19 protein-coding genes and 3 pseudogenes are annotated in these 24,140 nt (G+C 72.6%); 9 read left to right on the top strand and 13 right to left on the bottom strand.

The features are described 5' to 3' along the window. Positions 1-90: 90 nt before the first annotated feature. Positions 91-444 carry a hypothetical protein gene (locus ABEB06_RS38870; protein ID WP_345701674.1) on the bottom strand — a complete coding sequence of 118 codons (354 nt, stop codon included), beginning with the start codon at positions 442-444 and terminating at the stop codon, positions 91-93. A 533-nt stretch (positions 445-977) separates the two neighbouring features. On the opposite strand from ABEB06_RS38870, the gene ABEB06_RS38865 reads away from it, so the two are divergent. Together ABEB06_RS38865 and ABEB06_RS38860 are read left to right on the top strand one after the other, a co-directional pair. Next, positions 978-1,631 (top strand): HU family DNA-binding protein, encoded by a 654-nt coding sequence (locus ABEB06_RS38865; RefSeq protein ID WP_345701673.1) that lies wholly within the window; start codon positions 978-980, stop codon positions 1,629-1,631. Between the two features lie 318 nt (positions 1,632-1,949). After that, positions 1,950-2,099, top strand: coding sequence for a hypothetical protein (locus ABEB06_RS38860; RefSeq protein ID WP_345701672.1), 150 nt, complete (start codon positions 1,950-1,952; stop codon positions 2,097-2,099). A gap of 249 nt (positions 2,100-2,348) precedes the next feature. Here the strand turns inward: ABEB06_RS38860 and ABEB06_RS38855 are convergent, their stop codons facing one another. After that, positions 2,349-3,932: an FMN-binding glutamate synthase family protein gene (locus ABEB06_RS38855; protein WP_345701671.1), complete on the bottom strand. Its 1,584-nt coding sequence runs from the start codon at positions 3,930-3,932 to the stop codon at positions 2,349-2,351. An 852-nt stretch (positions 3,933-4,784) separates the two neighbouring features. Between ABEB06_RS38855 and ABEB06_RS38850 the strand changes: the two genes are divergently transcribed. From ABEB06_RS38850 to ABEB06_RS38835, 4 genes and pseudogenes are all read left to right on the top strand, one after another. After that, positions 4,785-5,138, top strand: coding sequence for a PRC-barrel domain containing protein (locus tag ABEB06_RS38850; RefSeq protein ID WP_345701670.1), 354 nt, complete (start codon positions 4,785-4,787; stop codon positions 5,136-5,138). A 234-nt stretch (positions 5,139-5,372) separates the two neighbouring features. Further along, positions 5,373-6,437, top strand: a complete 1,065-nt coding sequence (locus ABEB06_RS38845) for an IS110 family RNA-guided transposase (RefSeq protein WP_345698020.1) — start codon at positions 5,373-5,375, stop codon at positions 6,435-6,437. A gap of 793 nt (positions 6,438-7,230) precedes the next feature. Then, a pseudogene (locus ABEB06_RS39475) lies at positions 7,231-7,712 on the top strand (GvpL/GvpF family gas vesicle protein). Positions 7,713-7,845: 133 nt separating this feature from the next. Continuing rightward, on the top strand, positions 7,846-8,550 hold the full coding sequence (locus ABEB06_RS38835; protein WP_345701669.1) for a metal-dependent hydrolase: 705 nt from the start codon (positions 7,846-7,848) through the stop codon (positions 8,548-8,550). 1,065 nt (positions 8,551-9,615) lie between these two features. Here the strand turns inward: ABEB06_RS38835 and dacB are convergent. The 7 genes and pseudogenes from dacB to ABEB06_RS39470 all read right to left on the bottom strand — a co-directional run bounded on the left by dacB (position 9,616) and on the right by ABEB06_RS39470 (position 18,598). Then, the gene (gene dacB / locus ABEB06_RS38830) at positions 9,616-11,205 is read right to left on the bottom strand and encodes a D-alanyl-D-alanine carboxypeptidase/D-alanyl-D-alanine endopeptidase (protein WP_345701668.1); all 1,590 of its coding nucleotides are present in this window, start codon (positions 11,203-11,205) and stop codon (positions 9,616-9,618) included. Positions 11,206-12,788: 1,583 nt separating this feature from the next. Further along, the gene (locus ABEB06_RS38825; protein WP_345701667.1) at positions 12,789-14,447 is read right to left on the bottom strand and encodes a GDSL-type esterase/lipase family protein; all 1,659 of its coding nucleotides are present in this window, start codon (positions 14,445-14,447) and stop codon (positions 12,789-12,791) included. A 617-nt stretch (positions 14,448-15,064) separates the two neighbouring features. Further along, positions 15,065-15,358, bottom strand: a pseudogene (locus ABEB06_RS38820) (M23 family metallopeptidase); the annotation flags it as partial. A gap of 102 nt (positions 15,359-15,460) precedes the next feature. Then, positions 15,461-15,700: pseudogene (locus tag ABEB06_RS38815) on the bottom strand (peptidoglycan-binding protein); the annotation flags it as partial. Positions 15,701-16,026: 326 nt separating this feature from the next. Beyond that, complete coding sequence (locus ABEB06_RS38810) at positions 16,027-17,163, bottom strand: serine hydrolase domain-containing protein (protein ID WP_345702117.1); 1,137 nt, start codon at positions 17,161-17,163, stop codon at positions 16,027-16,029. Continuing rightward, positions 17,160-17,618, bottom strand: a complete 459-nt coding sequence (locus ABEB06_RS38805) for a serine hydrolase (RefSeq protein WP_345701666.1) — start codon at positions 17,616-17,618, stop codon at positions 17,160-17,162. Before ABEB06_RS38805 ends, ABEB06_RS38810 begins: the two co-directional genes overlap by 4 nt. Positions 17,619-18,208: 590 nt before the next feature. After that, a complete protein-coding gene (locus tag ABEB06_RS39470) occupies positions 18,209-18,598 on the bottom strand; it encodes a ricin-type beta-trefoil lectin domain protein (protein ID WP_425559836.1) in 390 nt (129 codons plus the stop codon). A gap of 42 nt (positions 18,599-18,640) precedes the next feature. On the opposite strand from ABEB06_RS39470, the gene ABEB06_RS38795 reads away from it, so the two are divergent. The 3 genes from ABEB06_RS38795 to ABEB06_RS38785 all read left to right on the top strand — a co-directional run bounded on the left by ABEB06_RS38795 (position 18,641) and on the right by ABEB06_RS38785 (position 20,854). Further along, positions 18,641-18,865: a hypothetical protein gene (locus ABEB06_RS38795; protein ID WP_345701664.1), complete on the top strand. Its 225-nt coding sequence runs from the start codon at positions 18,641-18,643 to the stop codon at positions 18,863-18,865. A 93-nt stretch (positions 18,866-18,958) separates the two neighbouring features. After that, the gene (locus tag ABEB06_RS38790) at positions 18,959-19,993 is read left to right on the top strand and encodes a LacI family DNA-binding transcriptional regulator (RefSeq protein ID WP_345701663.1); all 1,035 of its coding nucleotides are present in this window, start codon (positions 18,959-18,961) and stop codon (positions 19,991-19,993) included. Positions 19,994-20,251: 258 nt separating this feature from the next. Next, positions 20,252-20,854, top strand: coding sequence for a GNAT family N-acetyltransferase (locus ABEB06_RS38785; protein ID WP_345701662.1), 603 nt, complete (start codon positions 20,252-20,254; stop codon positions 20,852-20,854). A gap of 308 nt (positions 20,855-21,162) precedes the next feature. On the opposite strand, the gene ABEB06_RS38780 is transcribed toward ABEB06_RS38785, so the two are convergent. From ABEB06_RS38780 to ABEB06_RS38765, 4 genes are all read right to left on the bottom strand, one after another. Then, positions 21,163-21,570 (bottom strand): Rossmann-fold NAD(P)-binding domain-containing protein, encoded by a 408-nt coding sequence (locus ABEB06_RS38780; protein ID WP_345701661.1) that lies wholly within the window; start codon positions 21,568-21,570, stop codon positions 21,163-21,165. 344 nt (positions 21,571-21,914) lie between these two features. Continuing rightward, positions 21,915-22,436: a hypothetical protein gene (locus ABEB06_RS38775; RefSeq protein ID WP_345701660.1), complete on the bottom strand. Its 522-nt coding sequence runs from the start codon at positions 22,434-22,436 to the stop codon at positions 21,915-21,917. Between the two features lie 115 nt (positions 22,437-22,551). After that, a complete protein-coding gene (locus ABEB06_RS38770) occupies positions 22,552-22,722 on the bottom strand; it encodes a hypothetical protein (RefSeq protein WP_345701659.1) in 171 nt (56 codons plus the stop codon). A 14-nt stretch (positions 22,723-22,736) separates the two neighbouring features. After that, positions 22,737-23,615 carry a hypothetical protein gene (locus tag ABEB06_RS38765; protein WP_345701658.1) on the bottom strand — a complete coding sequence of 293 codons (879 nt, stop codon included), beginning with the start codon at positions 23,613-23,615 and terminating at the stop codon, positions 22,737-22,739. Positions 23,616-24,140 lie beyond the last annotated feature (525 nt).

Raw genomic sequence — 24,140 nt, 5'->3', positions numbered from 1 at the left:
GCACCGGCGCACGCGAAAATCGCAGAAGCAGGGGCAAGGTCTGCATTGTGGCCGGCGCCCACCCGGCCGTTGCCGGACGGCTTCGGGGCGTCAGACGCCTTCGCGCGCGTACGCCGCAGGCATGCCGGCCGGTGGTTGGAGGCAGGCCCGGGCTTGGGCCAGCAAGCCGGCGGTGATGCGCAGGTGGCGTACGACCAGGGGCGGCAGCGTGCCGCGGAAGCTGTCGGCGCACTGGAGCTCGGCGCAGGCCCGCTCCAGCAGGTCACCGGCCCGGTGGACGGCCGGGCCGCGGTCACTGGCCAGGTACTCGAGGGCGAGGGTGTGGGTGGTGTCGGCGAGTTCGGCGATGCCGGGGTCGTCGATCGGGTCGGCGCCGAAGAACAGCGGGCCGTCGGCTACTGCGGCCAGGAGCGCGTCCTTGCGCCCGGTCCACCACGTACTCACGCTTTGATCATGCCCGACCATCCCCGGTTGCAGGTCGAGAACAGGTCGGCTCCCCCTCCCCAGCCGGCCGGACAACCCCTGCTCTGCGGTCGGCGTCAGGTGGCTGCCCGGCGGTGACGTGCCGGGCCCGTGTCACCGGATCGAATGCCCTGGTCCCTGCGGCACAGTGCCGGTGGGGCGGAACCGGCGCCGGTTGTCGGTACCTGCCGGTACGCTGCACTGGCCCTGAGAAAGCACTGGAAAGCCGTCCCCTCAGCACCTTGAGGGGACGGCCTTTCGGCATTGTCGGTCCCCGGCCGCCGCGCACCATACGTGCGGGCCCGAGCCAACGGCCCCCGCAGGTCCCCCGCACACCCGGCACCCGGGCCACCGCCACAATCCCGGGCGGTCCGTGGCACGGCCGCGGGCCCCACCCCAGACACCGCGGACCAGCCCGCCGACCCCGTGCGCAGGCGAAATGGCGGGCCTCGTCCTACCGTGAGGACGAAAACAGTCCAAATCGCCATCAAATACCTGTCAGGGAGTCCCCCGTCATGAATAAGGGCCAGCTCGTCGAAGCAGTCGCAGGCCAGCTCGGCAGTCGGACCGCGGCGGAGGACGCCGTCGACGCCGTCCTCGACGCGATGGTGCGCGCCGTCGTCGCCGGCGAACGCGTCCAGGTCACCGGCTTCGGCACCCTGGAGCCCGTCCAGCGCTCCGCCCGCACCGCCCGCAACCCGCAGACCGGCGAACCCATCCGGGTGAAGAAGACCACCACCCCCAAATTCCGCCCCGGCCAGGGCTTCAAGGACCTCGTCTCCGGCGCCAAGAAGCTCCCCCAGCAGGGCCCGTCCATTGCGAAGACCCCCAAGGGCTCCCTCACCCCCTCCCGCGCCAACGCCACCACGGCCAAGCGCACCACCGCCCCCACCGCTGCCAAGCGTGCAACGGCGACCACCACGACCGCCCCAGCGAAGAAGACCACCGCCAAGAACACCGCGAAGCGCACCACCACGGCCACCGCCCCCGCGCCGGCCAAGAAGGCCCCGGTGAAGAAGACCACCACCGCCAGGACCCCGGCGAAGAAGGCAGCGCCGACGAAACCCGCCACCGCCGCCAAGAAGACCACCGCCCCGGCCCGCAAGACCAACACGACTGCCAAGAAGGCCGCACCCGCCAAGCGCACCGCCCGCCGCACAGCCGCCTGACCCCCCCGCACGGGCAGCCGCACACCGCCAGGGCACGTCCCGGCCGAGGCGCGGCTGCCCGCCCGGGGCGCGCACGGCCAGGGACAGCGCGTCAGCGCCGCAGACCCGCGTCGGCCATCGACCGCGACGCCCCAGGCGCCGGCGCCGGAGGTGTCCGAACACCGCAGCAAGCCCGGGCCAAGGCGGGCGCCGTACGCCCGGTGACGGATCGGGACGTGCCCGCCGACCGGCCTGGTGGCGGTGCCCGGGCCCTCCACCGGCGCCGGCGGCTCGCGGCCCCCGCTGTCACGGCTCTGCCGGGCCCTCACCGTCCCGGTAGTGGGAGCCCCCCTCCGGGCCGCCGGTGAACACCACCGCCTCCTGGCCCACGCCAAGAGCGTGCAGCAGAACCTCCCGGGCGGCGCCCGGTCCTCGTGGGAGCGGTGCAGCCACACCCAGGTCTCCTACTGCCGTACGTCCGCAGGCTGAGCGCGAAGTTCAGGCCGCCGATGCGGAAGATCACGGTGTCCAGGTCGCCCAGGTCCTCCCAGGCGCGCTCCACCGCCAGCCGCAGGCGCGCGGCGAGCGCCTCGAGAGGCAGCGCCAGGCCGGCCACCATCCGGAACGACCCATCACGTCACTCACTACGGTGGCCCCATCCCCAGGCGGCAGCCCGCCCGGCATTCCATGATCCACCGTCAAGCAGACACTCCCGCCACGGGACGTCCCTTCAAAAAGTCAGACAGTGAACCGGTCGGGGTCGGCGCTGTTCCAGTCGCGCGCCCACGATTCGGGCGCGTCCTGGAGCAGCTGTCCGGGTGCCAGCCAGGGGTGGAGGTCGGCGTAGGAGCGGATGGTCTGGGGGTCGAGGCGGCGCTGGAGCATGTGCGGGTGCAGTTGGGAGGGGTGGTCGACTCCCATGGCGGCCATGATCTGCAGGGCGCTTTTGACGGTGGCTTCCTGGTAGCGGCGCACCCGTTGGGATTTGTCGTCCACGTCCAGGGCGCGGGCGCGGCGGGGGTCCTGGGTGGCCACGCCGACGGGGCAGGTGTTGGTGTGGCAGCGTTGGGCTTGGATGCAGCCGATGGCGAACATCATGGCTCGGGCGGCGTTGGTGTAGTCGGCGCCTTGGATGAGGCGTTTCACCAGGTCGTTCCCGGTGGCGACCTTGCCGCTGGCGCCGATTTTGATGCGATCACGCAGGCCGGAGCCGACCAGTGCGTTGTGGACTGTCATCAGGCCCTCGGTCAGTGGCATCCCGAGGTGGTCGGCGAACTCCAGCGGGGCCGCGCCGGTTCCGCCCTCCGCACCGTCGACGACGATGAAGTCCGGTGTCACTCCTTCCTCCAGCATGGCCTTGCAGACCGCGAGGAATTGGCTGCGGGAGCCGACGCACAGTTTGAAGCCGGTCGGTTTGCCGTCCGCGAGCCGGCGCATCCGGGCGATGAACTGCACCAGTTCGCGTGGAGTGGAGAAGACCCGGTGGTAGGGCGGGGAAGTGACGGTCTTTCCTTGCGGGACACCGCGGACTTTCGCGATCTCCGCGTTGACCTTCGGCCCTGGCAGAACGCCGCCGATGCCCGGTTTGGCGCCCTGGCTGAGCTTCAGCGACACGCACTTCACCTGTGGGTGCGCCGCTTTCTCGGCGAACAAGGTGGGGTCGAAGTCCCCGTCCTGGTTGCGGCAGCCGAAGTAGCCGGTGCCGATCTCCCACACCAGATCTCCCCCGGGCCGCAGGTGGTACTCCGACAGTCCGCCCTCGCCCGTGTCGTGGGCGAAACCGCCCAGCGCGGCGCCCGTGTTCAGAGCGAGGATCGCGTTGGCCGACAGGGAGCCGAAACTCATCGCCGAGACGTTGAGCAGCGCCATGTCGTACGGCCGGGTGCAGTGCGTCCCGCCGACCCGGACCCTCGGGGCCCGCGTGGGCACGGCGACCGGGGCCATGGACGGTACGAGGAATTCGCGGCCGCTCTCGTACAGGTCGAGTTCGGTGCCGAACGGTTCCTCCGCGTCGGTCCCTTTGGCCCGCTCGTAGACGATGCTGCGGGTGTCGCGGTCGAACGGGCGCCCGTCCACGTTGCGCTCGATGAAGTACTGCTGGACTTCGGGGCGGATGCCCTCCAGTGCGAACCGCAGGTGGCCCAGCACAGGGTAGTTGCGCAGCACCGAATGCCGGGTCTGCAGGACATCCGCCCCCGCGAGCGCCGTCAACGCCAGCAAGGGGATGGCGGCCAGCCACCACCAGGGCGACACCACGAAGGCCGCCGCCGCAGCGACGACCGACCCGCACACCAAACCGGCGATCCACAGAAGTCTCAGCACGAGCTGCCATCTAACCCGGAGTGCCGCTTCCAACCCCGCGAGCGGTGGCCTACGGGGGAAGGAGCGCCCTGCCGGCTGCCGGCAGGGTGGTGGAACGGCTCAGGTGCCGGGGATGTCGAACTGCGCCCACACGATTTGCCCCTGCCGTCGGCGCGAAGTGCGTGGCCCCACCGGCTGGCGAGTATCGCGATCGCGTGGAGCCCGTGTCCGCCCGGCCGGCTGGAGACCCACGGGAGGCGCTCGCCGTCCTGGCGCCGGCCCGTGTTCACTGCGGCCTGCCCGGGTGCCGGTTTTCACGAGCGATGCCCTGCCCTACGTACTGCACCGGTAGGCCCTGCCCGCCGACGACGACTGCCCATTCGGCGCCGTCGAGCCCACGGCGGGCAGTACGCCGAAGCGGAGGGCGCTGTGCGCCTCTCTGCGCGTTCCCGGCGAGCACCAGCGCCCGACGAGCCGCGGGGACGGGGACGGCCTTGCGGCTGGACGGCGCTCTGGCCCGGGGTCAGCGACGGTGGCGGCCGGGACCGCGGTGCTCCGGCCCGGCGTGCACGAGCCGGCGGCGCCCGCGGTGACGCCCGTTCGGGCTCATGGACGCCTCGACGGCCGCCACAGCAACGACCGCCAGCAACGCAAGCAACATCAGGAACATCATGAGCATGGCCTCCACAGACATCCGGTGCCGCACCGCCTGCCCCGTACATTCGCCCCGACACCCCCCGGCGCCCGAACCGTCGCGACGCCGAACTCTGACCGGCCGGCACACCGCCGGCCGGGAAAGTCGCGCGAATACGCCCCCGGCCGCCGGGTAGCCGCCCCCGCGTCAGAGCAGGACCAGCCGACGAGGAGGCAGCTGTGAGCAGCGGACTGTGGGGCTACGAGGGTGCCGGGGGCTACGTGGCGGGCAGCGACCTGACCGGCTTCCGGGTGGAGGCCACCGACGGCCACATCGGCAAGGTGGACAAGCACACCGAGGACGTCGACACCGCACACATCGTGGTGGACACCGGCCCGTGGATCTTCGGCCGCGAGGTGCTCCTCCCGGCGGGCGTCATCACCCGCGTCGACGCGAACGAGAAGACCGTGTGGGTCGGCCGCAGCAAGGAGGAGATCAAGAACTCCCCCGAGTTCCACAAGGACGAGCACACCGACGACCCGGCGTACCGCCAGCAGGTCGGCGACTACTACACCAACCGCAACCACCTCTGACTGTGAGGATGTAGATCGCATCGCTCGGCGGTCTGACCCTCCCTCTGACTGACGCTTCGGCTGTCCTTCGGTTGAATCGTCGACCGTCCGAGCGGTGCCGCTATGCACGCGGCCGGTCGGGCGCCTGTGACTTCATAGGAGCCCGGCCAAAGGTCCCATCACAGTCTTGTCCTGCCGCCCGACCGGCGCGTGCCATCCCCCCGCACGTCGTACGGAAGGACAGCAGGGCCCAGCATGTCAGACCACATAGCGGTCGTCGGCGGCGTCGACACCCACACCGACTTCCACCAGGCCGCCGTGATTGACTCCATCGGCCGCCACCTGGCGACCGAGTCGTTCCCCACCACACCCGACGGCTACCGGCGACTGCTGGACTGGCTGCGCTCGCACGGCGATCTGATGGCCGTCGGGGTGGAGGGCACCGGCGCCTACGGAGCCGAACTCGCCCGCCACCTACGGACGAACCAGGTCACCGTCGTCGACGTGGACCGGCCCGACCGCAGGGCCCGCCGGGCCAACGGCAAGTCCGACCCCGTCGATGCCTACGCCGCCGCGACCGCAGTGCTCTCCGGCCGGGCCGGCGGCACACCCAAGACCCGCGACGGCATCGTGGAGGCCATCCGGTCCCTGCGGGTCGTCCGCCGCTCAGCCATCAAGTCCCGCACCCAGACCATCAACCAGATCCGCAACCTCATCGTCACCGCCCCCGCAGAGGTCCGCGAAAAGCTGCGCGGCCTGCCCACCAGCGAGCTGATCAGACAGCTGGCCCGCTCCCGGCCGGGCACACACACCCACGACCCGGCGGGCGCGGTCAGGATCGCGCTGCGGCGCCTGGCCCGCCGCTACCAGTACCTCACCGACGAGATCACCAACGCCGACGCCGAGCTCAAACCGCTGGTCACCCAGGCGGCCCCCGAACTGGTCGCACTGTCCGGAGTCGGCACCGAGACCGCGGCCCAGCTCCTGATCACCGCCGGTGACAACTCCGACCGGCTCAGGTCAGAGGCGTCCTTCGCGCACCTGTGCGCGGCCGCCCCAGTTCCCGCCAGCTCCGGCCGCACCCACCGACACCGTCTCAACCGCGGCGGCGACCGACAAGCCAACAACGCCCTCCACGTCATCGCCCTGGTCCGGATGCGCCATGACCCACGCACCCGCGAATACGTCGCCCGTCGCACCGCCGAAGGCATGTCCAAGAAGGACATCCTGCGCTGCCTCAAACGCTTCATCGCCCGCGAGGTCTACAAGCACCTCGTCCAGCCATCAATCAGCCCCCAACCGCTCCTTCAGACCGCTTGACGATCTATAGGAGCTTCATCCACGCGCGGTCGCGGCGGCGGGCACTTCCCAGCAGGGGTGCCCGCCGCCGTTCGTCCTGTCGCCGGATCCGGCCCCCGGTGTGGGAGAACAGCGCGACAGCGAACGTGCGGCGCTTGACGACCTCCGGGGTTGACTTCCCTGCCTCCCGGCAAGAAAGCAAAGTTGCCGGCCAAGCACATACGCCAGCACGCGCTACAGGAACCCGGCGCATCCAACACCATTCGGAATGCCTGCAGTTCCGGGAGCCGGCAGCAGATGTCACTCCTGGACACTGTTACGGGACGGTGGCCTGGCCCTACCGTTGAGCATGGACAGGGTGCGGTGGACCGTTCGGATCCCGCCGCGGTGCGCTGGACCGTCACCACTGATCCAAACCGTGTCTTCGAAGCTGCCTCGGACCAGGGAGTGCGGGTCCGGGCCCAGGCGGTGCTTCCTGCTTGCTTCGAGGCGGACCTGGCACAGGGGAGTGCCTCGCCGGGGCCGCGCTGGAGGTTGCACCACCTCACGGGGCGTCCCGTTCACCTGCCCGCGCAGCTGGCACTGACGCACGACGAGCGGGAGCCGGCGCCATCACCCTGGGATCCCGACCACGCCGACCTGGCCCGCCTCGACTACGCGGCCTGAGACCAAGCGGACCAAATCGCCGAATCCGCGTTGATGCGGCCGTGCCCCCCGGTCCGAGCCGCAGTCTCCCCAGTGTCCATGGCGATCCGATGGCGGACGGCACAGTCCTGCCCTGCAGTTCGGCGCCGCCGCCTCCGACGGCGAACAGGTGCGGGGCGTGCTCGCGGAGCACGCCGACACCTGCCGCCGATGCCTCGACGACCTGGCGGGCTGCACCGAGTACCTGCTCAAGGGACAGTTCGAGGAGGACGCCATGCTCCGGCAGATCCTGGACGACTCCACCCAGACGCGGGAACCGAACGAGGAGAGCCGGGCGAGCAACGACCCCGGCGCCAAGGTGCGGCTGGGTGAACTCGTGGCCCGGGAGGTCTCGGCGCGGGAGGGGACCGCCGCGGTGCAGGCGGTGGAGGCGCTGCGCCCGTTCGCGCGGGAGGCCCACGAGAACGGGCCCGCGGCGACGACTTCGTCAGCGTCTCCTTCCTGGTGGAGGCGGACCGCAGCGAGGAGTTCACCGCCGCCGGGCGGCAGCCGGCCGAGCAGTGGGGCGAGGACTGCCACCTCGGGCTGCACGGACCGCTGCTGCCCTGCACCTTCGTCCGGGATCCGCTGCCGGGCGGCGGCGCGGAGTGATCACCGACCGCCGCGCCCGCGCATGGACGGCCGGTCAACGGGCAGTCGACCGCTGACGGAAACCGTCCGCCGGTCCTCCCGCGAGTGCTGCCGGGACGCCGACGGGCGGCTGGCACGCAGGGGGCGGACACGCATGATGGGCCACTCGCACGCCGTGAGCGGAGCACTCGTGTTCGCGGCGGCAGCCCCCTTCCTCGCACCGGTCGCGGCCGGACGCCCCCTGCTCCCCGGCGAGGTCCTGGTCGGCGCGCTGCTGAGCGCGGGCGCGGCCCTGCTACCCGACCTCGACCACCACGACGGAACGGTGGCCAACCTCTTCGGACCGTTCACGCGGCTCCTCTGCCGCGCGGTGGCCCGGCTCTCCGGAGGACACCGGCACGCCACCCACTCCCTGCTCTTCGTCGCGCTGGTGGGCGCGGGAAGCCTGGCGGGCGTGACCCGCTGGCAGCGCGGCTTCACCGACGGACTGACCTTCGCCCTGCTCCTGCTCGCCGTCCACGCCCTGCGCTCGCACACCCCCGGACGCTGCACCCACTCGCGGGCCACCACCATCGGCCTGGCCGCGATCGGAACGGCCTCGGTCGACACCTGGCTCCCCGGGACCGGAGCGTGGCTGCCCTGGACGGTAGTGCTCGGCACCCTGGCCCACCTGCTGGGCGACTTCCTCACCCGGCAGGGTGTGCCACTGCTGTGGCCGTACGGGCGGCGGTTCGAGCTGGTACTGATCAAACGGACGGGGAACCGCTTCGAGACCCGCTTCCTGGTACCGGTGATGACGTGCGGAACCTTCGTACTGGTCTGGCTGGCAGCCTTCGTACCCACCGCCCTCACCAGCTGATCCCACCCCGGCGGATCCCTCCCCGGCCGGCCCGACCCGAACTGCCCCGTGCTCGACCTACTCGACAGGATGACCGCATGCCTTCGCCGCACGGTCCGACACCGGGCCACGGACGGAAGGCGGGGGCGGATCGGGAATACCGGCGCAGCAGGCGATGCAGCATGCCAGCGCCGTCGGCAGCCGCCTGGTCGACCTCACCCGGCGGGAACCCCGCGGCCAGGATCAGGTATGCCCGTGGGAGCTGGTGATGACCACCCAGCAGGAATCCGAGGACCGCGCCGCAGCTGCCTGGACCATCGCCGACAAGATCATGAGAGCCCGTACCGACGTGGACGAGCCCGGCTACCAGCTCTGGCGCGACAACGTTCCGGCCGGCACCAAGCTCGACGGCCCGGATCGCGAACACGTCCTGTTGTGCGCCGGGCCGGTGTTCGAGGCCAACGACACCACCGGCGTGACCGGCTACGTGGGCGAGTGGCTGTGGTGCCTCCAGCGCCTCCAGCAGGGAGTAGCGGGCTCCGCCGCGGCCGTAGCGCCATCGCACCAGGGCATCCTTCCAGCCTCGCGCGCCGCCGTCGGCGCCGACGGCGCCAACGGCGCCAACGGTGCCGACGAGGACAACCGCCATCCGGCTGAGACCGCGACCAGTCCGCCGAGCGGGACGCGCCGACGTCAGGACGACGTCGGCCGCACCATGCCCAGGACCACAGTGCGGCCCACCCCCGCATCCGACATCGCCTGTGTGCGGTGCTGCCCGTTCACGAAGCCGAAGCGCCGCACCCTCAGCCCCGAGTACAAGCTGCGGATCGTCGCCGAGCACGACGCCGCGCCGGAGGGCGAAAAAGGCACGGTGCTGCGCCGTGGCGCCTGTACCGCTCCCGCATCCAGGAGTGGCGGGCGGCTCGGGACACCGGGGCGCTCGACGCCTTGTCGGGCCGCCGGACCAGCCTGGTCCGCTTCCCGCGTTGTGGTCGGGCGCGGTGCCGCCGGGCCACCGGGTATCGGCGGCACGCCGCAGGGCGCGGACAGCCGTGCCGTCCGCGCCCCGGTGGTGGCGGTGCCCCGTCAGTGGTGCGGGTGGCGGGCGGCCTGCTGCTGGAGGAGCGCGGCGACGTTCGTGACGTCGTCGATGACCTCCAGGAAGTCGCCGAAGTCGGCCGCCTGGGTGCTGTTGACGCCGACGAAGAAGGTGTGGAGCCGGCCGTTGCCCGCGTCCAGGTAGCCGGCGACGGTCTCCGCGCCGACGGCGAGCTGCTGGTTGAGGTGGTCGAAGCCGGCGACGGTGCCGGTCTTCGCCCAGACCTTGCCCTTGGCCGGGCAGTCGGTGCAGTTGTCCGCGAGGGTGCCGTCGACACCGAGGATCGGCAGGGCGTTGCGGAAGGTGTCGGCCTCGGGGGTGCGCAGCCAGTGCGCGAGGATCTGGTTGACTGCGACGGGCGTGATCCGGTCGACGGGGTCGCCGCCGCGGCCGTCGGCGAGCTGGACCTGGGTGAGGTCGACGCCGGCCCGCTCCAGGAAGGTCCGCAGGACGGGGAAGCCGTCCAGGCAGTCGTGGCTGCCGGCGGAGACGGCCATCAGGCAGATCGCCAGGTTGGCGCCGAGGTTGTGGCTGACCTTGAGGATGAGGCGGGTGTACTGCTCGAATGGCGGTGAGACGTAGGCGGCGACCCGGGAGCCCTCCGGGTAGGAAGCGGGCAGCAGGTCCACCGGGTTGGGCCCGACCGGCCGGGCGTCGACTGTCACGCCGGCCCGGGCGAGCGCCTCGATCAGGGCGGTGCGGGCGAACGCGTTCGGGTCCTGGACGTGCGAGATCCGCAGCACCGGGTCGGCGTCGGCAGCGATGGTGCCGGAGAGGGTGATCCGGGTGCCGTCCGGGTCGGCGGAGACCTGGATGTCGGTGGTGCCGCCGGCCGGGACGGTCCGCACGTCCGAGGTGACCTGGTACGGGGCGACCTGCGGCCGCCAGGACAGCTGAGCGGCCTGCCCCGGGGCGGTCGGGGTGGTGAGCAGGTCGATGACGTTGTCGTTGACGATCATCGGGGTGGGCGCCGGGTCGAGCGGCGGCCCGGCGGTGAACAACCGCGGGTCGACGACGACGTCGCCGCGGACCTGGGTGATGCCGGCCGAACGGACTTGCTGCGCGATGGAGTCGAGGCCGGCCAGCGGGTCCTCCGGGGTGAGCGTGGCGCCCGGGACGTCGTTGGCGTAGGTGTGGTCGATGGGCGTGTAGGAGACCTGGCCGTCCGGCGCGGTCCGCCCGCCCATGGTGAGGTCGCCCTGCGCGACCATCGCCAGGTTGCCGGTGAGGACGGAGCCGGAGCGGCTGCCGAGGGCGTTGACCGGGGTGGTGAAGCGGTGGTCGCCGCCGAGGGTGTCCCACGCGCCGGAGACGCTCATCAGTTTGGCGACGGAGCCGGGGATGAAGAACTTGCCGCCCTGCAGGTCGTGGATCGTCCGGCCGGTCTGCGGGTCCTGCTCCAGGATGCCCCACTGGGAGTGCTGGTACCGCGGTTTGTCCAGGATCGCCCTGATCGCCGGTCCGAGGTCCTGACGCGGCCCCTTCTGCGGGACGGCGGCGCCGGTGGTCGCAGTGACGCTGACCAGTACGGCGCCGATGCCGGCCCACACCCGCCAGCTCCGGGTCTTCACTCGCATGCGTTCAACCGTTCGAAAGTCGGGAAGCCGGTCCGCACCGGTCCTGGGCGTCTCAGAGTAGGGACGCGTGCACCGCGCGGTACCGTTCAGCACGCCGGTCGGTGACGGTACGTCACCCCGACGGGCGCCGGGTTCGTCCGATCGGCCCCGCCCGTCCGGCCTCCGCCCAGCCGTCGGCGCGGTCGGTGTAGCGGCCGAAGTGGCCGACGAGGTCTCAGCGACTCGTATCGGGCCGGCGGACCGACATGGGCCGCCCCTTGGAAACTTGCCGCCACGGACGGGTGAGACCGGCCGACGCGCTCTTCCCGCCGGGCGGGGCAGCGGGCACGATGGGCCTCGGGTCGCCGGGGATGTCGGGCGGTCGCCGGCAGGGAGGGGACACGACCCTGCGCGAGCACGAGAAGCCGGCGCCGGACCCGGGTCAGGGCACACCGCCTCCGGGGAACGCGGACGGGCAGGCTCCCCCGCAGCCGCCCGGCGACGGCAAGCACAAGGAGTAGGGGCGCGCAGGGTGACCGCGGTCGGGACGGCCCCCGCCGCGGCGGACGTCGGGGCGTGGCGCGGGCGTCTGGATGCGGCGACGGCGAGAGCTGGGTTGTGGCCGGAGCGCTCGCCGTGGATCCGCACGGCCGTCGCCGCTCTTCCGCGGGACCGGTTCGCGCCGGCGCTGCTGCGGCACTGGGACGGGCACGCCTGGCAGGGCGTCGACCGGCACACTGGCCCGGCCCGTTGGGCGGAGCTGCTGTACGCGGATCCGCATGCGGCCGCGGCCACCCAGCTCACCGCGGTCCTGCCGACCTCGAGCCTGTCCGCGCAAGCACTGGTGGTCGACATGCTGGACTCCCCGCAGGTCGAGGAGGGCATGCGGGTGCTGGAGCCGGGCACCAGCCTGTCTGGGTGGAACGCGGCGCTGCTTGCCCACCGCACCGGGCCAGGCGCAGGCGCCCGGTCTCGGTCAGCGGTGCGTTACGGTGTGGCACGAGGGCCTTTCTGGGAGCCGGTGCAGATGTCGCAATCCCCACCGAGCCAGAAGCCCCTCACTCATTCCAAGATCACCACGTCGTGCGCCCTGTCACCGACCTCCGTGGTCAGTACACCCAGTGGTGCCGTGGGGCCGGCTCGGTCACGCCGCCCTCACCGTCGCCGCTGATCACATGAGCGCGTCCGGCTGGTTCCAGGGCCTCGCGCAGTTCGTGCCCGACCGCACCGCCACTCGCCGCCGGGCTTCGCCGAGGTGCGGGCCGACGCCGAGCGCCGCAGCGACCTCAGCGACCTCGCCCCGCTGGGCGCGGATGGAGGCTGCGCTTCCACCCGCGCCTCGCCCTGCCCGACGTCGAGGTGGCCACAGCGGTCGACGAGGACGGCACCTCGGCGTCGATCCATGACGGCGCCACGTCCTGGGCCACCATGCCCGCCACCCTGATGGAGTGTCCGCCTACCAGGGCGGCCCCGCCGTCTGGCCGCCGAGATCGTTCTACGGGCCGGGCCGGCCCGTCGCGACGCCCGGAAGGGTTGGCGAGCAGGCCCGGCACCGCTGCCCGTGGAGCGGTGGTACCGGGCCCGCAGTGGGGGGTGGCGGTGTGTCAGAGGGTGAAGGCTGCACTGATGCCGATCGCGTCGCCGGCGCCGGTGGGGGCGCCCCAGGCGCTCCAGCTGCCGGTGGTGAAGTCGCCGTCCCTCTCCCCCAGGCGGTGGTCGGTGGTGGTGAAGAAGACGTGGTTCACGTGGTTGGCGGAGGCGGAGGCGATCCGTTCCAGGTTCCGGTCGCCCATCGGCGTCCAGTCGTTCCAGCTGCGGGTGTCGAAGTCGCCGTCGGTGGTGGACCAGCCGCCGTCGGTGCGGATCGCGCTCAGGTGGACGGTGTCGCCGTCCCCCGAGGCGGCCACGTCGAGCGCGGCCAGGCCGTTTTTGCCCGCTGTCTGCCAGTTGCTCCAGGCGCCGTGGCAGTAGTCGCCGTCGAGTTCCTTGACCAGGCCGCTGCCCGACTCGATCGCGAAGATGTGGTTCACCCGGTCCGCGGTCATCGCGGACGCCACCCGGGTGAAGCTGCCGCCGTGGTCGGTCCAGCCGTTCCAGTGGCCGGCCGCCCAGTCGCCGTCGGAGTTGTAGAGGTGCCCGTCCGTGCCGACCGCCACCAGGTGCACCACGTCGTCGTACGAGGACGCGGCGATCGCCGCGGGGACCACCCCCTCGCGCAGCGGGCCGATGTCCGGCTGGAACCAGCTGGACCACTGTCCGGTGGCGTAGTTGCCGTCCTTCTCCAGGAGCTGGCCGGACGTGGTGACAGCGAAGACGTGGTTGGTGCTGCGGGTAGCGGCCGAGGCCACCTCGGTGATCGAACCGCGGTCCATGCCCTGCCAGGCGCTCCACGAACCGGCCGCGTAGTCGCCCTCGGTGTTGCGCAGGGCCCGGTCGGGGGCCGGGGCGACGGTGACCAGGTGGACCGTGTCGGGCTGGGCGGCGGGGTTGGGCAGCCCCGCGGTGCCGGTGAACCAGCGGGCACCCCAGGCCTGGTCGAGGGCGGTGGAGAAGTTCTGGGCGAGCCGGCGGTAGCCGGCGTCGTTGGGGTGCAGGGCGTCGGCCAGCTCGGCGGGCGCGCTCTGGCCGAGCGGGGTGAGGCCGGGCGCTTCGACGAACAGGAAGTGCTTGCCCTGCTGCTGCTCGGTCGCCTGGAAGCGCAGCAGCTGCGTGTTGTAGTCGGCGATCAGGAAGGAGAGGTTCGCGGGGCTGCTGCCCCAGCCCTGCGAGGTGGGGATCAGCCCCTGCATGATCACCGTGACACCCGGCTGCGCCGCGAAGATCTGGTCGATCAACGCCTTCGCCCGGTCGGGGGCTTCGGTGGGCCGGTCGTTGTTGGCCAGGTCGTTGATGCCGATGTGCAGCAGGACGACGTCCGGACGGGCCGCGGTGATCCAGCCCTGCCGGACCCCGTCGCCGATCTCGGCGATCTCCTTGCCGGGATGGCCCTCGTTCTGCGGGTCGACCATGTGACCCGCCGGCTGCGCCGAACCCACGAAGTCCAGGTGGTAGCGGCCCCCGGTCTCCGCCATGCCCTGGAGGGGAAGGCGGTAGCCGGCGCCGGTGCAGCTGCCCACCCCGTAGGTGATCGAGTCGCCCAGTGGCAGCACCCGCACCACCGGCCGTGGGGTGGCGGCCGCGGCAGTGGTCGGTGGCGCGGCGGTGACTGCTGCCGCCGCCAGCAGCGTGGCGGCAGCGGCGAGTACGGGAACGCGGGACTTCATTACTCCCCCGAAGCGGTTGACGGTACGTCGTGAGCGGTGATGATCATCGCACCGTTCCCGTACAGCCGGGTCGCCGGTCGCACCGTATGCGTCCCCAGAGTCCGGCGACCCGGACTCGTGCGCACCTCTTTGCCCGCCTTCCACCCCTTGCGCCGGTGACGGAAAGCCAGCAGATTCATCGAAAAGGGGCACCACCGAATGCCGCCACCGCATGAAAGCGCGGGCACGGGGCACACGAGTGACGCGGCGGCCCGGCCGAATCCCCCCTCGGCCGGGCCCCGCCACACATCCGGACGACCTCGATCCGGCCGTGGAGGAACGCGCCGCCCTGTGCGCCGCGACCGCGGCCTTCCCGGCGATGCCCGGGCCTTCGCGCGGGGCGCGGCCCGCGCTCCGGGCCGGATCCTCGGCTTCGACCCCCTTGGTGCCTGACGGCCCGGCACGCCGTGCGACGCCGGCTGCCACCGGTCTTTGCCCCGGCGGTCGGCCGGTGGTGCCCGAGCTGTCGTGGAGGTTGCGTCGGGCTCTGTGCGGACAGCCGGACGGTCACGGGTGACCGCGAACGGCCGGGCGGGCCGGGAGCAGCGTGCCGGCGCCCCCGGTCACCGCGCGTGGGTTCACCAGTCGGGGCTGATGTCGCTTCCGAAGCCGCCGCCGGCGGGCCTCCTCTCGAAGTGCAGGTGCGGGCCGGTCGCGTTGCCGCTCTGACCGACCAGGCCGACCCGCTGTCCCGCTCCGACGCCCGCGCCGTCGCCGACGTCGCGCTCGGAGAGGTGGCAGTACCAGTAGTCCGTGCCGTTGTCGGCGCGCAGGACGAGGTAGTTCCCGAAGCTCGCGTCGGTGCCGGTGCGGCTGATGGAGCCGTCGAGGACGGCGACGCAGGGTGTGCCGTTGTCGGCGGCGTAGTCGGCGCCGGTGTGGTAGCCGAGGCTCCAGTGCGGCCCGTTGATGTGGTAGGCGGTGGTGATGCCGTGGCCGGGGACCGGCGAGGAGGCGCGGTGGGGGCCTCCGTTGACGGACGGAACGTGGAGGCGGTCCCAGGAGGTCTGCCCGGGGATGCCGTCCGCGTCACCGTCGGAGAATCCGAGTTTGCGCTGGAAGGCGGCGTACGAGTCCTGGTCGGCGCTGCTCCACGCGGGGCCGGGCCCCACCTGGTAGCGGCTGCACCCTTCCTCGACGAGGCGCTGGCCCATCGCCGTGATGATCGGGCTGACCTGTCCGTCGTGGAAGAAATCTGCGCCGGGGAAAGGCTGCAGGCCCATGATCATGCTCCTCTCTGCTGGGCATGGGCGCATGGCTCCGGCACCGGGGAATGCGGCGCTCGGCGGGTGTTCCCGCCCGGACACGCCGGTACCGCGCCGCGCCGCGAACACGCCGCAGTGAGAGGTGGACCAGCCGGGAAGATGTCGGGTCGTTCAATTCGCCCCGCGCCGGTGAGGGCCCTTTCGCGTTTTCAGGCCCTTCACTCCCACCGTGCACCGCCCCCATCGCAAGCGCAAGGTAGAAGGGTTTGGCACGGGGGCGGCCGTGATGGTCGCCGCGGGGTGGGCGTCGGGGCGGGCGGGCAGGCGGCGGGCGTCTACAGTCCGACCGTCCGGCGGACGGTTTCGAAGCCGACCACCTCGATCCGAGGGGTGCCGTCGACGTCGGGGGTGAGGCGGACCTCGTTCCCGACCAGCAGCCCGCCCGTCGCCACGTAGCTGCCGTCCGGCAGGACGCCGAGCGGCATGGTCCGCGGGCCGAGCTGGAGGAACAGGTCACGGCCGTTCCGGGTGAGGCGGTATCCGCCCTCGTAGTGCCCCAGGTACGGCGCGGTGGCGCCGGGGTCGGTCGGCGCGGTCCGGCGCCCGAGGGCGCGCAGGTCCTCCAGGGCGGCCAGGTACGCGGCGTGGACCTTCTCCGGGACGCCCTTGTTCAGGCCGAACCGTTCGCTGAGCAGCAGGTTGAGGACGTACAGGTAGAAGTACGGCCCGGTCGGGCTCGGGTTCGTCCCGTTCAGCACGACCAGCCCGAGGTCGTGTTCGGGCAGGAAGCCGATGTACGAGGTGAAGCCGTCGATCCCGCCGTTGTGCCAGACCAGTGGGGTACCGTCGCAGAACCGGTTGCGGATCCAACCCATCCCGTAGCCGGACGCGGTGACGTCCGGGTCGAGGTCCGGCGAGACGGGGACCGGAATGTGCGGCTCCCAGCACTCGGCGAGGTTGGCCGCCGACACCACCCGGCGGCCGTCCACCGAGACCCCGCCCCGCAGTTGCAGGCGGACGTACGCGGCCATGTCCTCGAGGGAGGCGAGAGTGCCGCCGGCCGGGGCGTAGCTACCGACCGGCCCGAAGGCGAGCGGCCTGTTGGCGCCGGTGAGGTCGGGGACGTGGCCGCGCATGAAGTCGGTGACCAGCCCGCGGGGGTCGTCCGCGATCCGGGCGCCGGCCATGCCGGTGGGCCCGAACACCTGCTCCCGCATCTCGTCGGCGAACCTGCCCGTCAGCGCGTCGCCGGGCACCCCGGTGGCCAGCAGCGGGAGGTAGCCGCCGACGGAGTACACCGTGTTGTTGTAGAGGTAGGCGGTGTTCGGCGGAGCGGTCACCGGAAGGGTGGTCAGGGAGTGGAGCAGCTGAGGCGCGGTCGGGTCCCCCTCGTGCAGGCCGGACAGCGCCGGCGGCTCCCCGATACCGGTGGCCATGCCCAGCAGGTCACGGACCCTCAGCGAACGGGTCAGCTCGTCCGTGGGCGCGCGGAAGCCCGGCCACGCGTCGACCGCCCGCTGGTCCCAGGCAGCCGGCGCCGGTCGACGTAGGTCGCGGCGAGGAGCGAAGTCATCGACTTGGTCGTCGAGGCGACCAGGAACCGGGTCGACGAGGTGACCGGCGCCCGGCTCTCGGGGTCACGTACACCGAGCGGCAGGCTCAGCAGGACCCGGTCCCCGCTGACCACCGCCACTGCGGCGCCGACCAGGCCCATCGCGGTGAACTCCTCCCGCACCCGGGCGGCGAAGGAGTCCCAGTCGTCCACAGGGTCCGTGGCGAAGGCGTCCGAGACGAAGGCCGGGCGCGCCGTCGCCGACGACGACCGGGTGCCCAGCCCCGCGGCGACACCGGCCGCCACCAGACCGCGGATCACCGACCTACGCGTCGAAGCGGTCGGCGAGAGCTCGGTCTCGACATCAGACTCCACCGGTGTTACCCCTCACTCCCTACAGGTGGGGGCCACCCGCGGACCGGGCCGCCACCCACCGGCTGAACCGTGCAACCGGGCCGACCCGGCTGGTGCGGTGAGGCCGCTGACGGAGCCCGCACACGCACCGGCCCGGCCGCCGCCGGGAGCAGGACCGCGTCGACACGCTATCCGCGCACCCGCGACAACCGGCCGAACGCGCCGTCGCGCTGCCCGGGAATCATCCGCCCGGCAGCACCCCGTCGCCACCACACCCTGCCAACAGGTCATCAGACGCCCCCGCGCCTCCCGGCCCGCACCGGGCCGGACCCGGCCGGCAGGAACGACGGCACAGGCACGGCGGTCCGCCGACGGACGGACGGCGAGCTGCGGCGGGGCGGTGGCGCGGCCACCGCGGGCCCGGCGCCTCGGTGCCCGCCGCGGACGAGGACCGGCTCCGGTCCGCGCCCCCGTCGGCGTACAGGCACACAGACGCACAGGCGGACGGGCGCACGGAGCCGTCGCGTCGCGTCGTGGGAGGACAGCTCGGGCCCCCACGGGGTACGGCGGTGCCGCCCGTCCCCGGCTGGGGGCGGGCGGCGTCGGGGTGGTCAGGTGGTGGGCGGGGGGTGGTCAGGTGGTGGCCGGGAGGTTCCACTTCTGGGCGGCGGTGCCGTTGCAGTCCCAGATGCGCACCTGCAGGCCGTTGGTGGTGTCGGAGTTGGGGACTCAAGGCAGCGGCCCGAGTTGGGGTTGACCAGGGTGCCACCGGTGGCCTGCCGCTGCTGGGCGGCGGTGCCGTTGCACTCCCACAACTGGACCGGGGTGCCGCTGGCGGTACCGGAGTTGGAGACGTCCAGGCACTTGCCGACGACCCGGAGGGTGTCGCCGGTGGGCGTCCAGTTCTGGGCGGCGCTGCCGTTGCAGTCCCACAGGGAGATCTTGTTGCCGTTGGTGGTGGCGGAGGAGGAGGAGTCGTCGAGGCACTTCGCGCTGTTCAGGCCGGAGGTGATGGGCCCGGACCCGGTGCCCGGTCCGGTGGCGTGGACCTCCAGTTCGTAGATGCGGGTGGCGGTGTTGCCGCCGGTGTTGCTCGGGGCCGAGACCAGGACCCGGCCGGGATCGGCGTCCAGGGCGTCGACCAGGCGCTCGCCGCCATCGGCAGGAAGCCGGTCACCGCGCGGATCGGCACCACCATGGTCGCCATCACCAAGGCGAACATCGACGACCCCGCGGTAGCCAAGTACGTCTACCGGGCCGCCTGCTGACCCCCCGGAACCGGCCGGCGGGCGTCGTAGGATTCAACCGCCGACGCCCGCCCCGGCCAGCGGACGTACCGGGCCCGCCGAGGAGGAAGCCTGTTGAAGCGCCCGACGATGAAGGACGTGGCCCAGGCCGCAGGGGTCAGTCTGATGACGGTCTCCCGTGTGGTCTCCCAGACCCCGGGAGTCTCGCCCGACACCGCCGCCAAGGTCGAACAGGCCGTGCGCCGACTCGGCTACCAGCGCAACGACAACGCCCGCAACCTGCGGCAGAAACGGCTCGGCACCTCCGCCATCGGCCTGGTCGTGGACGACCTCGCCAACCCCTTCTACGCCCTGATGGCCCGTTCGATCGAGGACGAGGCGCACCGGCGCGGCTACGTCGTCCTGGTCGGCAGCACCAATGACGAACCGCGCCGCGAGCGCGACGTGATCGCCGCCTTCACCGCGCGGCAGGTGGACGGCCTGATCATGGTTCCTACCATCGGCAGCCACGGCTTCCTGCGCACCGCCCTGGAGGCGGGCACCCAGGTGGTCTGCGTCGACCGGCCCGCGAAGGACCTCGACGTCGACACCGTCACGGTCGACAACCGGGACGGCGCCCGACGTGCCGTCACCCACCTGCTCGGCCACGGCCACACCCGGATCGCCTACCTCGGCGACCGCCACAACATCTGGACCCAGAGCGAGCGCTACGCCGGCTACCAGGACGCGCTCGCCGCCCACGGCCTGCCCACCGACCCCGCCCTGGTGCGGCACGGGCTGCGCTCCCCGGTGGACACCCGGCTCGCCCTCGCCGCGCTGGGCGCCCTGCCCGAACCGCCGACCGCCCTGTTCAGCAGCAACGACCTGATCACCCAGGGCGTCCTGGACGGCATGGAGGACGACGGCGGGCCGCGGAGCACCGGCCGCCCCGCCCCGATGGCCGTCGTCGGCTTCGACGACCTGCCGCTCGCCAAGCGGCTCGACCCGCCCCTGACCGTCGTCAGCCAGGACCCGGTGGCGATCGGCAGCACCGCGGCCAACCTGCTGTTCACCCGGATAGCCGGCGACCGCTCCGCCCCGCGCAACGTCGTCCTCCTCACCCGCTTCGTCGAACGCCGCTCCGGAGAACGTCCCGCCCCCGCACCCTGACACCCCGGTCCGGGCACCGCGAGGGCGGCGTTCTCCTCGCCGTCCCGGCCGCGCCGGTGGCGTACAACTGGTGGTGGTACGGCGATCCGGAGCGGGAAGCCGCGGCGCGGGCGGAGCGGGCAGCGCGTGCTTCACGACACCTCGGCGCCTGAGTACCGGGCCCGAGGAGGCCCGCCCGCATGCTGGTCGCCCCGACGCCCGGCCGGTCAACCCCGGTAGCGTCCACGCCGAGTCGGCCGATCATCCGGGGGTCAGGGCATGGAACTGCAGGCGACGACGTTGGCGGGCACCCGCGTACGACTGGAACCACTCACCCACGACCACCACGACGGCCTGTGCGAGGCGATCAGCGACGGCGAGTTGTGGAACCTGCAGGTGACGCTGGTCCCCCACCCCCGCGACGTGCGTGCGTTCATCGACGACGCCCTCACCGCCCGCTCGGCCGGCACCCAGCTCGCGTACGCGACGATCGACCTGGCCACCGGACGCGTCGCCGGTTCGACCCGGTTCATGGCGATCGACCTGCCGAACCGCAGACTCGAGATCGGGTTCACCTTCCTCGGCCGCACCTGGCAGCGCACCGCTGTCAACACCGAGGCCAAGCTGCTGATGCTGAGCCACGCCTTCGACACCCACGGCATGAACCGCGTCGAGTTCCTCACCGACGTCCGCAACGACAGGTCCCGGACCGCGATCGCCCGCCTCGGTGCGGTCCACGAGGGGACCCTGCGCCGGCACATGGTCATGCGCGACGGCTGGATCCGCGACTCCGCGGTGTACAGCATCACCAGCCCGGACTGGCCCGACGCGAAGACGGCCCTCGCGAACCGGCTCGCACCGTCCCCGCCGACACCGTCCTGACACCGCCGACACCATCCGGCCCGTACCGGTCTCTGTCCGGTGTGGCGCGCCCAGTGCCGCTCCGCAGGCGGAACGCGGCAGGAAGACGATCGCTACCGCCGGCCTGGCTTCCTGCAGGACCAGGGAGGGCACGCTGCCCCCGGTCCAGGACTTCACGACGCCCCCGTGTCCGCCGTGTCCCCCGGCCGCGCTCACGCCGTCATCCTCCTTGGGCACGGTACGGGGACAGCTGCCGGCCGGCCGACGGCACGGCGGGCGGCGCGAAGGTGCCGGGCAGCGCCCTTCGGGTTCCGCCCGGTGCCGTCCCGTCACCCCGCGGGTGCCGCGGCCGTCGTCACCGTCACCTTTCCCGGGGTACGGCCGTGCTCGGTACCCGCCATCGCCCGCCGCACCAGCGGCCGCAGCGCCCGGGACCGGAGCAGCCGCATCGCCAGCGCGTTGACCCGGATGCCGAGCGCCGTCCTGGGCGCCACGGAGGCGACCCGGCCGGGCGGCAGCTGCTGGGCCGAGGCGATCCTCGGGCGCATGGCCTGCTCGAAGGCTTCCAGTGCGGTGGGCAGCCGGCCGGGGTCGGCGAGGACACCGGCCGCGTCCAGCGCCGCGGCCAGTTCGGCCGCGCCGCGCAGTGCCAGCGCCGTACCCAGGCCGCTGAGGGGGCTCGCGCACCAGGTGCTGTCGCCGAGCAGCACCACCCGGCCGTCGCGCCAGTTCGGCATCCGGATCTGGTCGAAGGTGTCCAGCGCGAAGTCCTCGGCCTGCCGGGCGGCGGTCAGGAACTCGGCCGTGCGCCATCCGACGCCTGCGAACGTGCGCTCCAGCAGGGCGGACCGGGCCTCGCGGTCACGGCGGGGCGGCAGCGAGTCGGCGGCGAAGGTCAGCCCCTGAAGCCGGGACGGCTTCGCACAGCAACCCGGCGATGTGGCCCCGGCCCCCGCCGGGCAAGCGCCGGGGGCGTCCGGAGGTGTTGCGTGCCGCTCGGCCAGAGCGTGGGATCGGCGCTCAGGACGAACATGACGGGCTGCAGGAGGCCCGCTGCTGGGGTTCCGGCGGCACGGTGCGATCAGAAGTCCGAGAGCCCGGGGTCGTCCGCGCTCGGAGCGGGCCGGGCGGGTGGGATCGACCTCGCGCGCCGCGCTCGGACGAAGCGCGCGTACTCCACCGTCGCCGCCGCGGGGACACCGGCGACGAGGAGGGCGATCCCCACCGGGAGCACCCCCGACCAGAGCGTCGGCGAGACGTACGCGGTGGCGGGCGAACCGTCAACCAGCCGGGCACGGACCGGTTGCGAGCGGACGTCGCCCCCAACCCTCACATCGAACGACGAGCCGCCGCCGTCCGGGGTGAAGGTGCCCGAGCAGCCCGTCGTCACTCCTGCATTGACCATGGTGTTGTCGTACGTCCGGCAGGAGACTCCGGTCACGGTCCCGGTCTCGCCCCACAGCGCCGCCCGCGGCTCTCCCGTGAAGTTCGCCAACACGCCGTAGGCCAGAAGCAGCCCGACCAGGCAGGCCAGCGCCAGCCACGGCACGGGTCCGACCTGCTCCGGTCGCGGCCCGCCCGGGCCGTCCCCACCCTCGCTCATCCCCACCCCCGGCCGTCGACGGACTTCCATGCTGACCGGCGCGAAGCTCCGTTGGGAAGCCGTTGCGCTTCACCACCCGCCCGACCTCCGGAGCCGGTGCTCCTCGGCGGCGGCGTCAGCGGACGAGGCGGCGGGCTTCCCGGACGAGGACGGATGCGCTGCCCAGGTGCCAGGTGGCCAGGTACCGGCCGTCGGGCGAGACCCGCACCTCGTGGGCCGGGCCGCGGTCCGGGGTGGACTCGCCGAGCAGTTCCCCGGTGTCGGCGCCGTCGTCGGGGAACTCCACCGGGCCGGTTCCGGTCAGTCCGCCCGGGGACGGGCCGACGCGGTTCGCAGGCGCATGACCTCCGCACGGTGGCGGGCCCGGGTGTCCCGGCGCTCCTGGGCCTCGGCCAGCACCGCGGCCACGGCTTCCGCTCCGTCGTCGAACGGCGCCGGGGAGAAGCGGCTGGCGGCCCGGACGTGCCGTTCCCATGCGTCCTGCCAGAACTCGACCGTCCAGCCCGGCCACAACTCCGGTACCCGGTAGGCCTGCGGGGAGGAGTAGAGGGACCACCAGCCCAGTCGGCGGTGCTCCGGGTCGAGGTGGATGCCGGAGTTGACGTGCAGGCGGCAGACGCCGTGTCCGGGCGCGTCCGCCAGTCGGCCGAGCAGGTGCTCCCCCTCGCGGACGGGGTGGTCGAAGGCGTCGGAGGCGATGTGGCAGCCCCGGTCGCCGACCGTGACCACCACACCGCCCGGGTCGGGGCCGGCCAGGTCCTCGTCTCCCGGGGCGAGGAAAGGTGCCCGCGAGAGGCGCGCACCGCGGTCGCGGACGAACTCCGGATCCAGCCCGACGTACGCGCGCAGTTCTGCCGCGCCGTCGTAGAGCCAGCGGACCTCCCAGCCCGGCCACGCCGCACGGACCAGCTCGAACGTGGCCGCGCGGTGGCGCAGCTCGGTGCTCGGCCCCTCCCATGCGAAGAACAGGAGGACCTTCCGCCCGAGGTCGAGCAGGACTCCGCCCTGGGCCATGGTGTCGTCCAGCCACCAGCCGTCCTGGCGGAGTCCCGGCAGCATGGCGAGGACCGCCTCCGGCCCGTCGAGCAGGTCGAGGTCGATGCCGACCGCCCAGCCGCTCCGGTACAGCTCGTACGTACCGTCCTCGCGGACCGCGATGACGTTGGCCCTGTCTCCCATGAGGTCAGGATGACGTGCCGGGGCGCTGTCGACGAGCTGTTTTCGGGCGGCTCGGACCTGCTGGGCAGGACGACGGTCGGGCACCCGCCGGCGCCGGGCGGCGCGGCGTCGGGGTCCGACACCGGTGCGGAGTCGGACACGGCAGTGCGACGGCGGTGCTCGGGGCGGTGGCGAGAGCGCCGGCGGCCAGGACGAGGACTCCCCGGCGGCCGCGATCCTCAGGCGTCCGCGATGCATTGAGCTCAAGATCCCCCCCTCAGGATCGAGTGGTGCAGACCCGCCCGGGTGCCTCGTGGAGCGCAAACCGAGCCATGCGTCCCGCGTGTGACGGGCCATCACTTCCCTTTCCACACCGCGGGGATCGATCCTGTGAATTCCTTGTGGGACTGCTCTCGCTCCCTCGTACTCGGGGCCGGCGGGAGTGGCGACCAGCTGCTCGGCGTCGCTCTCTGCGCGAGATGCCGGTCGACGGTGTCCCGCCCGGAAGGCGGCGCGTCGGAGCCCGCCCGTTCGCCTCCGTCTCCT

Origin of the sequence: Kitasatospora terrestris, assembly GCF_039542905.1 — a bacterium.
Taxonomy (GTDB): domain Bacteria; phylum Actinomycetota; class Actinomycetes; order Streptomycetales; family Streptomycetaceae; genus Kitasatospora; species Kitasatospora terrestris.
Note: the sequence above shows the minus strand (reverse complement) of the source record. Positions and strands in the feature narration are given on the sequence as shown.

Excerpts from the sequence above, each read along its gene's own strand:
- ABEB06_RS38775 (WP_345701660.1), bottom strand. The coding sequence starts at position 22,436 with ATGAGCGAGGGTGGGGACGGCCCGGGCGGGCCGCGACCGGAGCAGGTC.
- ABEB06_RS38845 (WP_345698020.1), top strand. The coding sequence starts at position 5,373 with ATGTCAGACCACATAGCGGTCGTCGGCGGCGTCGACACCCACACCGAC.
- ABEB06_RS38865 (WP_345701673.1), top strand. The coding sequence starts at position 978 with ATGAATAAGGGCCAGCTCGTCGAAGCAGTCGCAGGCCAGCTCGGCAGT.
- ABEB06_RS38765 (WP_345701658.1), bottom strand. The coding sequence starts at position 23,615 with ATGGGAGACAGGGCCAACGTCATCGCGGTCCGCGAGGACGGTACGTAC.
- ABEB06_RS38825 (WP_345701667.1), bottom strand. The coding sequence starts at position 14,447 with ATGAAGTCCCGCGTTCCCGTACTCGCCGCTGCCGCCACGCTGCTGGCG.
- ABEB06_RS38785 (WP_345701662.1), top strand. The coding sequence starts at position 20,252 with ATGGAACTGCAGGCGACGACGTTGGCGGGCACCCGCGTACGACTGGAA.
- ABEB06_RS38780 (WP_345701661.1), bottom strand. The coding sequence starts at position 21,570 with ATGCCGAACTGGCGCGACGGCCGGGTGGTGCTGCTCGGCGACAGCACC.
- dacB (WP_345701668.1), bottom strand. The coding sequence starts at position 11,205 with ATGCGAGTGAAGACCCGGAGCTGGCGGGTGTGGGCCGGCATCGGCGCC.
- ABEB06_RS38835 (WP_345701669.1), top strand. The coding sequence starts at position 7,846 with ATGATGGGCCACTCGCACGCCGTGAGCGGAGCACTCGTGTTCGCGGCG.